At 56.0% G+C, this 14,202-nt stretch carries 13 protein-coding genes and 1 other RNA gene; 7 read left to right on the top strand and 7 right to left on the bottom strand.

From position 1 onward, the window contains the following. Positions 1-266: 266 nt before the first annotated feature. The 5 genes from IPM39_07365 to IPM39_07385 all read left to right on the top strand — a co-directional run bounded on the left by IPM39_07365 (position 267) and on the right by IPM39_07385 (position 4,888). Positions 267-1,949 (top strand): glutamine--tRNA ligase/YqeY domain fusion protein, encoded by a 1,683-nt coding sequence (locus tag IPM39_07365; GenBank protein MBK8985888.1) that lies wholly within the window; start codon positions 267-269, stop codon positions 1,947-1,949. Between the two features lie 52 nt (positions 1,950-2,001). Further along, on the top strand, positions 2,002-2,643 hold the full coding sequence (locus IPM39_07370) for a deoxynucleoside kinase (GenBank protein MBK8985889.1): 642 nt from the start codon (positions 2,002-2,004) through the stop codon (positions 2,641-2,643). A gap of 149 nt (positions 2,644-2,792) precedes the next feature. Further along, the gene (locus IPM39_07375; GenBank protein ID MBK8985890.1) at positions 2,793-3,584 is read left to right on the top strand and encodes a hypothetical protein; all 792 of its coding nucleotides are present in this window, start codon (positions 2,793-2,795) and stop codon (positions 3,582-3,584) included. A gap of 113 nt (positions 3,585-3,697) precedes the next feature. After that, positions 3,698-3,876: non-coding RNA, 6S RNA (gene ssrS / locus IPM39_07380), on the top strand. A 187-nt stretch (positions 3,877-4,063) separates the two neighbouring features. Beyond that, positions 4,064-4,888, top strand: coding sequence for an MBL fold metallo-hydrolase (locus IPM39_07385; protein ID MBK8985891.1), 825 nt, complete (start codon positions 4,064-4,066; stop codon positions 4,886-4,888). A gap of 102 nt (positions 4,889-4,990) precedes the next feature. Here the strand turns inward: IPM39_07385 and IPM39_07390 are convergent, their stop codons facing one another. The 5 genes from IPM39_07390 to IPM39_07410 all read right to left on the bottom strand — a co-directional run bounded on the left by IPM39_07390 (position 4,991) and on the right by IPM39_07410 (position 10,818). Continuing rightward, positions 4,991-5,893, bottom strand: a complete 903-nt coding sequence (locus tag IPM39_07390) for a diacylglycerol kinase family lipid kinase (protein MBK8985892.1) — start codon at positions 5,891-5,893, stop codon at positions 4,991-4,993. Between the two features lie 13 nt (positions 5,894-5,906). After that, positions 5,907-6,680: a glycerophosphodiester phosphodiesterase gene (locus IPM39_07395; GenBank protein MBK8985893.1), complete on the bottom strand. Its 774-nt coding sequence runs from the start codon at positions 6,678-6,680 to the stop codon at positions 5,907-5,909. A 34-nt stretch (positions 6,681-6,714) separates the two neighbouring features. After that, entirely contained in the window at positions 6,715-8,028 is a 1,314-nt protein-coding gene (locus tag IPM39_07400; GenBank protein MBK8985894.1) for an ATP-binding protein, read from the bottom strand. Positions 8,029-8,174: 146 nt separating this feature from the next. Further along, positions 8,175-9,581, bottom strand: coding sequence for a pyruvate kinase (gene pyk / locus IPM39_07405; protein ID MBK8985895.1), 1,407 nt, complete (start codon positions 9,579-9,581; stop codon positions 8,175-8,177). Positions 9,582-9,741: 160 nt separating this feature from the next. Beyond that, entirely contained in the window at positions 9,742-10,818 is a 1,077-nt protein-coding gene (locus tag IPM39_07410) for a hypothetical protein (protein MBK8985896.1), read from the bottom strand. A 265-nt stretch (positions 10,819-11,083) separates the two neighbouring features. On the opposite strand from IPM39_07410, the gene IPM39_07415 reads away from it, so the two are divergent. Together IPM39_07415 and IPM39_07420 are read left to right on the top strand one after the other, a co-directional pair. Further along, positions 11,084-12,118 carry a hypothetical protein gene (locus tag IPM39_07415; GenBank protein ID MBK8985897.1) on the top strand — a complete coding sequence of 345 codons (1,035 nt, stop codon included), beginning with the start codon at positions 11,084-11,086 and terminating at the stop codon, positions 12,116-12,118. Positions 12,119-12,276: 158 nt separating this feature from the next. Beyond that, positions 12,277-12,744 (top strand): hypothetical protein, encoded by a 468-nt coding sequence (locus IPM39_07420; protein MBK8985898.1) that lies wholly within the window; start codon positions 12,277-12,279, stop codon positions 12,742-12,744. A 165-nt stretch (positions 12,745-12,909) separates the two neighbouring features. Here IPM39_07420 and IPM39_07425 read toward each other — a convergent pair whose 3' ends face one another. Beyond that, positions 12,910-13,347: an FHA domain-containing protein gene (locus IPM39_07425; GenBank protein ID MBK8985899.1), complete on the bottom strand. Its 438-nt coding sequence runs from the start codon at positions 13,345-13,347 to the stop codon at positions 12,910-12,912. Next, the gene (locus IPM39_07430) at positions 13,344-14,159 is read right to left on the bottom strand and encodes a DUF3662 domain-containing protein (protein MBK8985900.1); all 816 of its coding nucleotides are present in this window, start codon (positions 14,157-14,159) and stop codon (positions 13,344-13,346) included. Before IPM39_07430 ends, IPM39_07425 begins: the two co-directional genes overlap by 4 nt. Between the last annotated feature and the right edge of the window lie 43 nt (positions 14,160-14,202).

The following is a 14,202-nucleotide window of genomic DNA, read 5'->3' on the forward strand; positions in this document are numbered from 1 at the left end:
GAATTGCGCCCCTCAGGGCGGAGGCCAGCCATTGGCCTCGGTTGTTCATACTCACTACGATAGCGGACAATTGTAAAGAAAAGGTAAAGGTGGGATTGAGATTTTGTATAGCAGGCATGAGAGGCAGCTAAGTGGATGGCGTGCAGAGTCCAGGTTGCTCGGTTATAATCCTGCGGGTTGGGCGAGACGGCCGTTGTCCGTCACTAAAACACCGAACACCGAACAACTCGCCCGATACAATTCACAGACAGCAACGGAAGCAAACCATGAGTGAAGAGATAAGCAGTTCCAACTTTATTACCAATATAATTGATGAACATATGGCGAACGGCCGTTTTAACGGCCGTGTCCAAACCCGTTTCCCACCTGAACCCAATGGCTACCTGCACATCGGTCATGCCAAGTCTATCTTGCTCAATTACGGTATTGCCCGCGCCTACAACGGCAAATTCAACTTCCGCTTCGACGACACCAACCCGCTGAAAGAAGAGCAAGAATTTATAGACGCCATCACCGACGATGTGCGCTGGCTGGGCGCGGATTGGGAAGACCGGCTGTTTTACGCCTCCGATTACTTCGAGCAGCTTTACCAATGGGCCATCCAACTGATTAAAGACGGCAAAGCCTATGTGGATGACCTGACGGCCGAAGAAATCCGCCAATATCGCGGCACGCTGACAGAGCCAGGCAAAAACAGCCCCTACCGCGACCGTCCCATCGCTGAAAACCTGGACCTGTTTGAGCGCATGAAAAAGGGGGAATTCCCCGATGGCTCCCGCGTCTTACGCGCCAAAATAGATATGGCTTCGCCCAACATCAACTTCCGCGACCCGGTGATGTACCGCATTTTGCACGCCGAACACCCGCGCACCGGCAGCGAATGGTGCATCTACCCCATGTACGATTGGGCGCACGGCCAATCCGACTCGATCGAAGGCATTACCCATTCGATTTGCACGTTGGAATTTGAGGACCACCGGCCCTTGTATGACTGGTTCATTGAAAACCTGGGCATCCACGCGCCGCAGCAAATCGAATTTGCCCGCCTGAACCTGACGTACACCGTGATGAGCAAACGGAAACTGCGCCGCCTGGTGGAGGAAAAATACGTGGATGGCTGGGACGACCCGCGTATGCCGACCATTCGCGGCCTGCGCCGCCGGGGCTATACGCCGGAAACGCTGCAAAAATTTGCCGAGATGATCGGCATCGCCAAAGCCAACAGCACCGTTGAAATTGAAATGCTAGAACATGTGCTGCGCGATGATTTGAACCAGTTTGCGCCGCGGGCGATGGCAGTGGTACGGCCGTTAAAACTCATCATCACCAACTACCCGGAAAACATGGTGGAAGAGTTTGAAGTACCCACCCATCCGCAAGACAAAGAAAACAGCGAAACGCGCATTGTGCCCTTCTCGCGCGAAATTTATGTCGAGCAGGAAGATTACCTGGACAACCCACCCAGCAATTTCTTCCGGCTGGGACCGGGCCGGGAAGTGCGACTCTTGGGCGCGTACCTCGTCACCTGTGACTCGGCCGAGAAAGACGCTGCTGGTAATGTAACGGCCTTGCACTGCACGTATGATCCGGCGTCGAGAGGGGGGAATCCGAGTGACGGCCGTAGAGTCAAAGGCACCATCCACTGGGTTTCCGCCCAACACGCCGTCACCGCCGAACTGCGCCTCTACGACCGTCTCTTCACCGATCCCTTCCCCGAAAACGCCGCCGAAGGCCGGGACTTCACCGCCAATCTCAACCCCAACTCGCTAGAAACCCTCACTGGCTGCCAGTTGGAACCTGATCTAGCCGCAGCCAGAGTAGGCGACACATTCCAATTCATGCGCCAGGGCTATTTTGTCGTAGACAGCGACAGCACCCCGGACAACCTCGTCTTCAACCGCACCGTCGGCCTGCGCGACACCTGGGCGAAAGTGCAGAAGAGCAGTTGATAGTGGTTCGTGAAGAAGCTATCAACTAACAACTCCCAACTCCCAACTAACCATGAAACGCTTCATCCTCGTCGCCGGCAACATTGGGGCCGGCAAAACATCACTTACCGAACGCATTGGGGCGCGGTTGGGCTGGCGCGCCGGCTACGAATCGGTGTCCGATAATCCTTACCTGCCCGATTTTTACGCCGACATGCGCCGCTGGTCGTTCCATTTGCAGGTGTTTTTCCTGGGCCACCGGGCGCAGCAGCACCTGGAGATGGCCGAACGGCCGGAATCGGCCATCGCCGACCGCAGCATCTACGAAGACGCCTTCATCTTTGCCCGCGCTTTGCACCATATGGGCAACCTCAACGAGCGCGATTATCACGCCTATCGCCAGGTGTATGATCTGGTGGTCGGCGGGCTGCCCGCGCCCAGCTTGCTGCTCTACCTGCAATGCCCCGTGCCGGTTTTGATGGAGCGCATTCGCAGCCGCGGCCGGGCCATCGAAAGCGGCGTCTCGACCGAATACCTGGGCCTGCTGGAAAGTTTTTACGACGAGTGGTTGAACAACTTCGATCTCTGCCCCGTCCTCACCATCCCCACGGCTGATCTGAATTTTGTGCAGCAGCCGCGCCATCTAGATATCGTCATCGAGCGCATTCAGGACAAACTCGCCGGCAAAGAAGCTGTCATCTTTCCCAACAGCTAGTACACGTATTCGGTAAACCGTAGTCGGTATTCCGTAGGGCGCTACCTCTGGCAAGTGCCAACGGAAAACGGGCTACGGACTTCGGTTTACGGCCAGTAACAGGTTGCAAGAGAAGTCAAAATAGGACGCCGTTGAAACGCACTGGACCTATGCCCCAAACACCACAAGCCCTCCTGGAACGATTGGATGACATTGGCCGGTCGCTGGCGCGCAGCGGCCGGGGCTTGGCGCTGCTGGGGTTGGGTTCCTGCGGCACGGACTTGGCGCGGCTGGATGCTTATTCTGACCTGGATTTTTTCTCTGTTGTGCAGCCGGGCAGCAAAGAGCGCTTTTTGCAGGATTTAAGTTGGCTGTCGGATATAGCCCCGGTCGGTTATGTTTTTCGCAATACCGCCGATGGCTACAAGCTGTTGTTCAGCGATGGCATATTCTGTGAATTTGCTGTTTTTGAGCCGGAGGAAGTGGCGCGCGCGGTGTATACGGCCGGCCGCATTGTGTGGCAGGCGGCTGATTTTGTGGCAGAACGGTGGCTGGTGGAAGGGGAACGGCCGTCTCCCACCCCAATCCCAGCCAATGCCGACTGGTTGGTCGGGGAAGCGCTCACCAACCTCTACGTTGGCCTGGGTCGCTTCCAGCGCGGCGAAAAGCTGTCGGCCATGCGTTTTATCCAGGGGTATGCCGTAGACCGTCTCATCGAACTGACGCCCCTGTTGGAGACCGCCCAGCCTACCTTTCCCGACCCATTTGCGGCGGAGCGGCGGTTGGAACAACGGTTCCCCCAACTGGCGCAGCAGTTGCCAGCCTTTATGCCCGGCTACGACCACAGCCCGGCGGCCGCCTGCGCCATTCTCACCTTCCTGGAACAACATTTTCCGGTTAACCCGACCATCAAAGCGGCGATAGTGGCGTTGTGTGGTCTGCCGGAGACAGGGAATGGGTAACGGCCGTTTCCGCGCCTTACCAGCTGTCATACGTTTGCCACAACTAGACCAAAGGACTACATTGCTTCGTTAAGAAATCTTGCGCCCGCCTGTTGAGTGTGCTAGTATCCACCTTATCCCTGCGATGTGCGTGATGGATTTCAAAGTTGAGCCAACGCCACTTGATAGGGAATCGGACAATACGCAGAGGGGATGTAGTAGCCTAGCGGCCAGGCAGAGTCCTCGCGAAAACGTTCCCACCTGCTTCAGCAGGTTCAAGCATCTGAGGTTCACACGGCATGGCGGGGTGTCCCTCTTTTCTATGAAAAGAGGGCTAACCACTCTTCATGAGAACAGGTTAAAGCCCCTGATTTTGTATCAGGGGCTTTTGTTTCTAAAAATTACATTGGAATTTTGCGTATAGAGGTAAGGGCGTTGGGTTCAATCCTTTCCTCTATCACCGTCCTCCAATGGCCTAACAAGGGATTTTAAATTCGCTTATGATTCGTGAGCGCATTGCTGACGACATCTATGTCTTTACGAGCAAACGTTACGCCCAGGTGACAGCAGGCGCCATTATCACAAAGGAAGGCGTTGTACTCGTTGACACACTTTACTACCCGGAAGAGACGCTGGCGATTAAGGAATTTCTCGAAGAGCGTCTGGGTTATCCGGTGAGGTATGTGATCAATACCCATTATCACGCTGACCATTCGCAAGGCACGTATCTGTTTCCCCGCGCCCAGGTTATCAGCCATGTTTTGTGCCGGGAATTGTTGGACACGTTGGGGCGGGAAGGGCTGGAAGATGCCAAAACGCAGCAGACCGACCTGGCCGATGTACATATTGTGCTGCCAGACATGGTTTATGCCGATGGCGTGATGAATCTGTACGTGGGGGGGAAGATGATTGCTTTGCATCATCATCCCGGACACAGCCTGGATATAACGGCCGTATTCGTCACCAATGATCGCATTTTGTTTGCCGCCGATAATGCCATGCCAGTCCCCACTTTTTTTGATGGCCGCTACACCGACCTGGTGCAATCGCTGCACGCCATCCTGGCGCTGGAGCCAGACACGGTGGTGCGCGGCCACGGCGAAGTGATTTTGCGCGGTGAAGTGCAGGCGGTAATAGACGATGATCTGGCTTATCTGGCGGCGATTAAAACGGCCGTTTCCCAAATCCTGGAACGGGGCAAATCGCTTGACGCGCTGGACAGCATAGACATTGAAGCGTGCGGCAAGTCGCGCATCCCGCTCAATGGCCTGGTGGTAGACCTGCACAAAGCCAATCTGCGCCGTCTGTACCAGGAGCTAAAATAGGTCTGAGATGGTGACATCTGACAAGGTAACAAAATGTCAGATTATGATTTTTGCGAATATAGACAGCCCTCAAGGGTTTAGGCAAACCCACCCAGTCTCATTTCATCCCCCCAATAAGGTCAGCTTATCCGGCAAAACTTCATAGGTAATGACCTTGGCCGTTTCGCTGAGAATTTCGCCGTCGGCGTGAATGGGCGTTCCGGGTTGGCTGCGAATTGCCAATCGGCGTGTCGCCCCGGAGATAACTTTGGGGTGGGACAGATGGGTTCCCTTCATCAAACGCAGCAGCATCCCCAAAAACGTGCCCTTAGACACTTCTGGCGCCAGCACATAGTTGAGCAGGCCGTCGTCAAATTCGGCGCCGGGTGACATCATAAAACCGCCGGTGCGTGGACCGTTGCACACAGACAGCAGGAATGTGGGGCCATCGTAACGGCCGTCGTCCCAGACAATCTCCATTTGCCACGCTTTCAGTTTGATGATGCCGCGCAGCAGGGCCACCAGGTAGCGCAGTTCGCCGCTGATGCGGGTGATTTTGATGTGTTCCAGCGTGACCATCGGTTCCATGGCCAGGGCGCTGTTGTTGTTGAAGTAATGGATACGGCCGTCCACGTTCATCCGTCCCACGTCAATCTGGCGCGTTTTGCCGCTGGCCATATAACGGGCTGTCGCCTCCAATTCCAGCGGATAGTTCAGCATTTTGGCAAAGTCGTTGGCTGAGCCAATGGGAAAGATGCCCAGGGGAAGGGTCGGCTGACCCTCGGAGGCGACAGCCAGCAGACCATTGGCGACCTCGCTGATGGTCCCATCGCCGCCGGCGGCAATGACGGCGCTATACTGCTCAGATACGGCCGTTTTTGCTACTTCGGTCCCTTCGCCCGGTCCGTGGGTGACATGAATGTCAAATTCCAGGCCTGCGGCGCGGCAGGCCGCAGCGACGGCCGTCTGCCGCTCTTGCGCTCCCCAACGGTTGGCGTAAGGGTTTAAGATCACTTTTACCCGCATCAGAACCCTCCTGTTATGGGCGGTTCAGGTTGTCCCGAATATTCGCCGGTTGATTGGTAATGAGGCCATGAACGCCTAATGCTGCCAGACGGCGCGCTTCGGCCGGATCATCCACCGTCCAGACATTGACCCGATAGCTGCGCTGCCTGGCCCAGGCCATGTACCTGGCGTCTACCAGGGCGTGATGGGGGTGGTCGGCTGCGCCATCGGCCAGCAGGTAGCCATATTGCCGCCAGCCAGCGTCGCGGATGAGGGCGATGGGCACGCCCGGCGGCAGGCAGCGGCGCAAGCGGCGCAGAGCCAGGGGGTTGAAAGAGGATACCAGGACGTTGTCTTTCAGGTGATGGGCGCGGATACGGTCGGCAACGGCCGTTTCCGTGCCTCGTTCACGCCAGCCAAAATCTTTCACTTCAATGTTGTACAACAACTGCCGCCCAAATGCGCCCAGCACGTCGTCCAGGGTGGGGATGCGCTGGCCCTGAGCCATTTCCAGGCTTTGCAGCGCCGCCAAAGAGAGATTGGCTACACGGCCGTCGCCCGTGGTCATTCGGGTTACATCCGCGTCGTGCATCACCACTGGCACACCATCAGCCGAGAGCTGTACGTCGAACTCAATGCCATCTGCCCCTTGCGTCAGCGCCAGGGCAAAAGCCGCCATCGTATTCTCCGGCGCGTCGGCGCTGGCCCCACGATGCCCAATCACCAATGGGTCTGAAGACGAGGTTGAAGAGGTAAACCAGTTTGTCATGGATGAGAATTGATTGGGCAAGTTGGTTGGTGCGTTCATTGGTTTTCAGCCTACCAACTCACCAACCTCGCCGTCATAAGTTCACAAAATACGCATCGGCCGCCCGGTCAATCATCTCTTTGGTCAACTGCGGTTCAACGCCCAGATAATCGGCGATGTCCGCCAATTGGTCCAGCAGGTCTCGTGGGTGGCTGGCGCGTAATTTCTGATTGCGCTTGATGTAATATTCCTGCAATAAATAGCGCACAATTTGCTCGTCGTAGCGCACGTTGCGCTGCTGGCAGGCGCGTTTGAAAATTTCCCGGTAGCCATCAAAAGAAGGCGACGAAATTTCAATCTTGTGGCGGATGCGGCGTAGAAACGCCTCGTCCACCAGGTCGCGGGGTGGTAAATTGGTTGAAAAAACGATCAACACGGCAAAAGGCACTTCCATCTTACGGCCGGTGTGCAGCGACAAAAAATCTATATTTTTTTCCATCGGCACAATCCAGCGGTTCAATAAGTCGCGCGGACGTACCTGCTGCCGACCAAAATCATCAATCAGGAACATGCCGCCATTGGCCTTCATTTGGAAAGGGGCCTCATAGTATTTGTTGATTGGGTCGTAGTTCAATTCCAGACCATCCAGGGTCAGTTCGCCGCCGACCATGATGACCGGCCGTTGAATGCGAATCCAGCGCGCATCCAGTCTGCGCCCACTTAATGAACCAGTATTGCTCCGCTCGGCCGCCTCTATGACGGCTTTGTGGTTGATTTCGTCGTAAACTTTGATGATTTGTCCATCCACTTCCACGGCGTAGGGGATGTACATATCATCTTTCAAAATCATCCGGCCAATGGCTTCGGCAATGGTGGTTTTGCCATTGCCCGGCGGCCCATACAAAAACATAGATTTGCCAGAGTTGGCGGCCGGCCCAATTTTATTAAAGACCGATTCCTCTAAAGTCAGGTGGGAGAGCGCTTTTTTCATCGAGACGGGGTTCACTGCCAGGCGGCGCCCTTTTTGCGCTTCGATGGCTTTTATATACTCTTCCCAGGGCACGGGCGCGGGACCGACGTAAGTGGTGCGCTCCATGAGTTCGCGGGTGCGGGCCATGCCTTTGGTGGTGATGACATATTCATAAGACGCGGGTCCCAGACTGCCGGCGCCCTTGACTTCGCACATCTGCTCCCGCTTCAAAAAGTCGAGACCAGGGCTGACGACCCCCTGAAAAGGCAAATGAATGATTTCGGCAATGGCTCGCCCGGTCACTTGCCCGCGCAGATACATGACTTTTAGGGTGAGGTCTTGTACAAAACCGGCGGTCAGGCCGGTATCTTCCAACGTCTGAACAGTGGGTGGCTCCCACTCTGAGCGGGAATAGTTCGTCTGTGAATCTTGAACCATCTTTTTTCTCCTATGGACCGACAAGGGCACATTTAGATTATACAAGATTCAGGCCGGGAAAGTAACGGGCGGGTGTTCTGTATTCCGTATCCCGTATTCCGTGTTCCGTGTTTGGCTCATGGCTTACGGCTTACGGCTCACCGCTATTACACAAACTCGTGAACCTGGATCAGGTTGCTTTGGGCGTTGGAGCCAAAAGGCACGCCGGCGGTGATGACGATAGCATCGCCATTTTCCAGGCCATACGGCCGTAACACCCCAATTGTCTGCTCCAGTAAATCGTCCGTATCTTGAACATCATCCACCAACAAGCATTCCACGCCCCAGACCAGCGCCAGCCGCCGCTGGGTTATCGGTGATGGCGAGACGGCCAGAATGGAAATAGGGGGGCGGTGGCGGGCGATTTGCTGCGCCGTGTATCCGGTCATGGTAGAACAAACGATGGCCCGCGCCTGAATTTGCTCGGCCACGTCGCAGCTTGCCGTACTCATGGCGCGCGTGACGCTGGTTTTGGAGGCGCGCTGTCGCCGCTGGCGCCATTCGTTGTAAGGAAACTCCTTCTCGATAATTTCACCGATTTGCTGCATCATCATCACGGCTTCGACAGGGAATTTGCCGGTGGCAGTCTCGCCGGACAGCATCACCGCGTCTGTGCCATCCAGAATGGCGTTGGCTACGTCGCTGGCTTCGGCGCGGGTGGGGCGCGGGTGTTCGATCATGGATTGCAGCATTTGGGTGGCGGTAATGACCGGTTTGCCCACATCGTTGCAGCAGCGAATGATGCGCTTTTGCAAGACAGGCACTTCCTGCGGCGGCACTTCGATGCCCAAATCGCCGCGGGCAACCATCATGCCATCGGCGGCGTCGCGGATAGACTCCAGTTCGGTGATGGCTTCGACCTTTTCAATCTTGGCGATGATCGGAATTTGCATTCCCAGCCCATCCATTAAGGATTGTAATTCATACACGTCTTGCGCCGAGCGCACAAAGGAGAGAGCGACGTAGTCCAACGCCAGTTCGCAAATCAGGCGTAAATCCTCTTTGTCTTTGTCGGTGATGCTGGAGATGGGCAGGTCTGTGCCGGGGGCGTTCACCCCCTTGCGTGACTCCATCAGACCGGCGACAGTGACAACGCAGCGCAACGTATCCCCTTTTTTTTCGTCTACCACCAATTCCACTTCGCCATCGCCAATGACCAATCGCTTGCCTGGTTGAATCACTGCGATGAGGTTGGGATGGGGCAGATGGATCATGGCGGGTTGGCCGCGGTGAGGGGTGAAGACGATTTCGTCGCCCAGGGCGAGCTGAATACCGCCGGTTTTAACGTGTCCCAGGCGAATTTTGGGGCCTTGCAGGTCGCCCAGAATTGCCAGGACTTTGCCTTCGGCGGTGGCGACGCGCCGCAGCATGTTGATGGTGTGTGTGTGGGAGGCGTGATCGCCATGAGAGAAGTTGATACGCGCAACGGTCATGCCGGCAGCCAGCATGTGGCGAATGGTCTCTGGGTTGCTGCTGGCCGGGCCGATGGTGGCGACGATTTTTGTTCTAGCCATAACTGGTTTTTCCTATTTATCTGTGGGTGTTGTTGGTCCACTGCCAATAACACGCCCGACGGTTGAAAGTTACCACGTTGCGGCGTTTTGCCCAAATAAAAAGGGCGTTGATGTAAACGCCCTTTTGTGATGGGTAAAGATGGGGGGTGGGCGACGGCCGTTACTCGGTCGTTTCCTTTACCGCTCGCAGGGAGATCTGAATCTCATTTTCGCCTAATTTGCGCGCTGTAACGTGAATCTGGTCTTGCAGGGTGAAGTTCTCTTCCAGCCATTCATGCAGCGATGGGCTAAGTACCAGGCGCGCCCGGTCATCGGGCAGCAGCCGCCAGACGGAACACTCTTTGTCGTAAATCCCTTCGTAATAGACGGTGACCGGCCGTGTCTCTGTGCGCGAATTAACCTGGAAAAAGGGCCAATGTTTAGGGGTGAGGTTGATAAAACCCTGGCGCAAATGGAGCGGTTTTAGTTCGGCTACGTAGGTGAACATCTCGGCTGTGTCTGGTTGGTCTTCTTCCAGATCAACGGCCGTTTCGACGATGGCTCGGACTCGGGTTTTTGGTCTGGGCTTTTTGCGCGCCGTTTTACCGGTGAGGAAATCCAAAACAGGCATAAGCCGGGCTACTTGTTCGCTCAGGACCTGGGTAACGGCCGTGCCCATGGCCGCCACCCGTTCCGACTCAAATCGCCGGGAAAGATAAAGGGGAACCAACCAGCGCGGATCGCTGTTTAGATAGCTGGCTTTACTCATCACGGCCATTGATGTGGCTTCGTCCAGGGCGGCCACGCTGTCTTTGAACAAATCCTGATAATGGGCCGTTTCCTGCGAATCTGCATCTACCTGCGTCTGCTGCACACGTAAAGACCACTCTGGCCCAATTTCGGTGATCAGGCGATGGCACAAAGCGGGTTCTTTTTCTGCCTGACGGTATATCTTGGTTAAGATGGCCTCGTTAGAGACAGTCAGTTGCAGTTCCAGGCTCATGGGGCGGGCAAAAAAGGAGATGGCGATATCGTCGCTGGCGTTTTCGGCCGTTGAAAGATAGACCAACTGGCTTTCTTTGTTCAGCCCATGGTGGGGAAAACGCTCCTGAACCTGCCGCGGTAAGACGCGGTGCAGCTCAGCGATAAAAAGCTCTAACTGCGCCAGAGCGTATTTGATGGCTGTTTCTTCACCTGCCCAACCAAAGGCTGTAAAAACAGGCATGGTCAGGCCCGAAAATTGTGTTGTTGATTGCATACTCTCTACCTTATTTTATACTTCCAGTCCGTTTTTGAATTTGCCGCGTTACGGCTGGCCCGGTTGTTCAAGGACGCAAAATAACGCATACCGGTGGCTGCGTCTGGTTGTCCAATCGTACAGGCTTGTTAAACGTCATTCGCGGAGATGTCTGTTCGTCTGCGATTTGATGTGAAAGGGGGTAATTTATTGAGGTTATCCCGCCTGTTATCTGCTACTATTAATAACCAACCTTGCTCAATTGTCAAGTGTGGCTTAGGCAGGATTGTTATTTCCGACGGCCGTACCCGCAATTTTGCCAACGGCCGTAAGGAGCAGCGTATCCATGCAGCGGCAAACCATGCGCTCACAGGGTTTATTCACATACGTTATGGTCTGGCTGAGTATCCTGACTATTTCCGGCTGCCGGGCGGAAACGCCGGCGACAGCTCTACCCACGCGGGCCGCTGTTGCCGCTGTTGCCGCCGCTGCGCCTTCGGCAGAGGCAGTTGGCCTGAATGTACCACCCACCTGGACGGCCGTTGCCCCTGAGGTACACTCTGCCACCACTGTCCCGACCATTGCGGCCCGCGCCACAGCTGCCCCCTCGGCCACATTCCCCCCGACGCGCACACCGGTTAGCTCCAGCACACCCCCGGCCACGGCGACGGCCGTGCCGCCCACAGACACCCCCACACCCTTACCCAGCGCCACCTCTGATCCCAACAACCTGGTCTGGGGTGGTAATTTATTGCCTAATTCTTCTTTTGAAGAAGGGGATTATCTGATGGGTGGGCAGGCGGAACTGCAGCTGCCCAATGGCTGGTCGTTTGAATACGACGAAGGCCCTACCGGCTTTGGCGTGGAGGTGTGGGATGTGTACCGCCGCCCGGAAGTGCGCGTGTTGTCGGCCGAGTTTCTGCCGGCTTACGAACATGCGCTGTTTATTTGGGACGGCCGTTACACCGTGAAAGCCTTCAAAGGCAACGGCGCTATCAGCTTTCGCCTGTTCCGCGACGTTTACCTGGAACCGGGTCAGTACAAGTTAGAAATCAACCTTTTCCCCGACCTGGTGATGGCTTGGGACGGCGACCGCAAAATCTGGGCCGACGATCCGGAATCGGGTGAGGTCCGTTTTATCGCTCCCGCGGCTGATGGCTGGCTGCGGCCGACATTTGGTCGGAAAAACAGCTTTACCTACCCCTTCACCATCAGCGAGGCGCAAACAGTGCGCCTGGGCGCGGCTATTCGTGGCAACCACGCTATCGCCAACAACGGCTGGTTCCTGGATGATTGGTCCTTGCGCCGCGCCGAAGATTAATGTCCGAAGTCTGGCGCAGTCTGGCGCTGCACTGGCAGCAGCAAAAAAATCAGGTTTGGTTAATATGCAACCTGGTTTTGTAACAGGCGTATAGAATACCGGGCAGCGCCACAATTGGCTGCCCGCAAGTTATCAGGCAAGACAAGGAGTGACATAACATGAATGATCAACAAACCCCCAATGTGGACGACTTAAAAGCACAAGAAAAATTGAACACCGAACACATCGTGATCGAAGAAGATGAAGTGAAGGACAAGACGAGCAGATTGGATATAGCCGCTGAATTCCAGAAACTGGGTCGCCAATTTGCGGAAACATTGCAATCGGCCTGGGACAGCGAAGAGCGCAAGCGGGTGGAGAAAGAGGTCCGCGAAGGGATGCAGTCCTTTGTTAAGGAAGTGGACCAGGTTATCCGCGAGGTAAAAGCCAGCGAGACGACGGAAAAGATTAAGGGTGAGGCCGAAGAGCTGAAGACCCGCGTCGAAACTTCGGACATTGGCACGCGGGCGCGCACCGGGTTTGTGCAGGGCTTACGCTGGCTGTCTGAAGGTCTGGGCGAGCTGGCAAATCAATTTACGCCGCAGGAAAAGGGCGACGCGCCGTCGGAAGAATCTGATACGGCCTGATCTGATTTTGCAAACCTGACCTGACAGGTCTTCTATGACCTGTCAGGTTTTTTGAACTAACTGGCGGCGGCAAAAACGGCCGTTACCTCCACCACAAACCCATCCAACAAACGAGAAACAGCCTGCTCACCCGGCGCAAATTCGCCCACGACACGGATAGTGGGGTTACAGTTCCACCTTTAATTCTGTGCCACCGATACTGATGATGTCGCCGGCGCTGAGTACGGCCGTTTCCTCCAGCGGCGCGCCATTCAGCAGCGTGCCATTACGGCTGCCCAAATCTTCCAACCACCACTGCCCAAACCGCTGCACGATCAGCGCGTGTTCACTGGAGACGTAGCCGTCATCCAGCAAAATGATGCTGCTTTTGGTCCGGCCGATGCTGGTTAACGGCCGTAACGCATACACCCTATCCACTGCCGGTTCGCCCGACTCGCTCTTTACCACCCGCAAACCGCCCGTTACTTGCTGCTGCATGGCTAGAACCGCCCGCGTCAGAAGCAAATCCTGGTAAATTAGCCAGGCAAACAGCCCTAACAACCCTAACAACAGGGCGGCGGTGGCGATGCGCAGAAAAAACAAAACGATCAGCGGATCCATCATGACCCCATTGAAATGCCAGAGCGAGGTCGGGTTTCCTCTTCCACAAATGCCCGGTCGGCGCGATGCCTGCCGTTTGGCTGGTCCTGACCTTCACCGTAAATGAGTTTGATCGTACTCAGGGCGATAACATCGCCGGGCTGCAAGGCGTATTCCTGCACCGGCTGGCCGTTGACGGCCGTTCGCCCTGGCCGGTTGCTGAGATCATACAACACGAAACGGCCGTAGCGCCAGCGAATTTGCGCGTGGCGGCGGCTGATGGTTGGCGTATCCAGCACCACTTCGTTATCCATGCGTCGTCCCAGGCCAATCAACGGCCGGTCCAGCGCCACGTGCCGCTCGCCATCTACAATCAAATAGGCGTCCACGGCCCGCAGCGCCGCCAGAATTTCCTGCGCGGCACCGTCTATTTCCTGGCGTGGCGACTGAAATTCGGTAGTGGGGTGGACGGCCTGACTGTGTTCGGCCAACACGTTCACCGCGTGGGACGAGTTGTTGGCGTCGGCTGCCAGGGTGACATACGGCCGTGCCAGCAGCCGCCAGCCGGACTGCCGCGCCAGTTGCGCCACGTAATCGGCCAGGGTTTGCTCAATGTCTGGCTGCTCGGCCAAAATGCGGGCTGTGTCTTGCGGATGCAAGGAGATGGTGAAGATGTCGGCCACACGGCCGTCTTCCCGGCTGTCTTCCAACGCTTTTGCCAGAAGGTTAGCGACATCCAAAGACTCCAGTTCGCCGCCCAACAGCCGGCCAAAAGAGCCTTCCACCAACCGCTGCGCCCGTGCTTCAAATTCAGAAATGTGAAATCGTTTGATCATAGGTCTTCCCGTGCCCATCAGGGAAACGTATTCCCTAACAGGA

The organism is Candidatus Leptovillus gracilis, from assembly GCA_016716065.1.
Classification (GTDB): domain Bacteria; phylum Chloroflexota; class Anaerolineae; order Promineifilales; family Promineifilaceae; genus Leptovillus; species Leptovillus gracilis.